This is a genomic window from Corynebacterium sp. HMSC072D12 (genome assembly GCF_001813925.1).
Taxonomy (GTDB): Bacteria; Actinomycetota; Actinomycetes; order Mycobacteriales; family Mycobacteriaceae; genus Corynebacterium; species Corynebacterium aurimucosum.
In genome coordinates, this window is the sequence record NZ_KV814389.1 from 1 (window position 1) to 1323 (window position 1323).

The window sequence follows — 1323 nt, forward strand, 5'->3', positions numbered from 1 at the left end:
TGAGGTTACCCTCGTTTAGTGGACACCCTATTTGTACGGATCTTGTGTCCGTAAGAGAGGATGTTCATTGTGAGTCAACAGCGCAAGAAGTACACGCCGGAGTACCGGCGTGAGGCCGCGAACCTGGTAATCGAGTCAGAGCGCCCAATTGCCCATGTGGCTAAGGAAATCGGTGTTTCCGCCGGGCTTTTAGGCCGGTGGGTCAAACTCGAGCGTGAACGCCGAGGAGCCTCGGATGGGATGAGTGAGGCTGATCTTCGTGCTGAGAATGCTCGTCTGCGCCGTGAGTTGGCGGAAGCCAAGATGGATAACGAGTTTTTGTCAAAAGCGACAGCCTTCTTCGCCGCGAAGCAACGCGAGCAGAAAAGTTCGAACTAATGCAGCAGGAGAAGGCAAACTACAGCATCAAGCGCATGGCACGACTATTAAAAGTATCTCGGTCTGGATACTACAAATGGGCCCATGTGCAGCAGAAACGACTATCCGGAAAGGATGATCGGGCAGCATTTTACGATGATGTTGACCGTAAGATTCATCAGATTTGGAAAGACTCCGATGAGGTTTATGGTGCTCCGCGGATCACCGCAGAGCTTGCCGAGCGCTACCACATTTCGCTTAACCGTAAGACTGTGGCGAAGCGGATGCGCATGATGGGCATTGAAGGGATTTCACCGCGTGCCTTTGTCCCGGTGACTACAATCCAAGCCAAGCGTAAGTCGAGTCTTCCTGACCTGGTCAAGCGCATGTTTGATACTGGTGAGCTCAACCGAGTGTGGATGTCAGATATTACCTACTTGCGCACCGGTGAAGGCTGGTTGTACTTGTGCGCGGTCCGCGACGGTCATTCCCGCAGAGTGCTGGGCTGGGCTATGGATAGCGTGCAAGACACACACCTGGTCGAACGGGCCCTGCGGATGGCGCATACACTGCGCGGTGATGTTCCTGATGGGCTGGTGTTTCACGCTGACCGCGGAACGCAATTTACCAGTGAGAAGCTCTGGGAGGTCTGCAGCAGACTGGGCATTGCTCAGTCTGTGGGGCGTACTGGTGTGTGCTTCGATAACGCGATGGCTGAGTCGTTCTGGTCGACGCTAAAGACTGAATTCTACGACCGTAAGCGATGGCCTACCCGTGATGCTGCACGCAAGGCCGTTGCCTACTGGATTGAAGTCGTCTACAACCGTCGGCGCCGGCACTCTGCACTCGGAATGGTCAGCCCCGTCGACTTCGAGAACCACACCGGCGCAATCAACAGCAGAAAAGAAATAGCTGCCTAACCACTAGGTAGCTCCACTACGTGTCCACGATTTGGGGGCAACCCCA

1 protein-coding gene is annotated in these 1323 nt (G+C 54.8%); it reads left to right on the top strand.

The window, feature by feature from the left end; all coding sequences use genetic code 11:
* Positions 1 to 60 precede the first annotated feature (60 nt).
* Positions 61 to 1277 (top strand): IS3 family transposase gene (locus tag HMPREF2943_RS03515; RefSeq protein ID WP_141756087.1). Its coding sequence is split into 2 segments (ribosomal slippage): positions 61 to 322 and positions 322 to 1277, totalling 1218 coding nucleotides; the frame shifts between segments, so codons are not numbered across the junction.
* Positions 1278 to 1323: the final 46 nt, after the last annotated feature.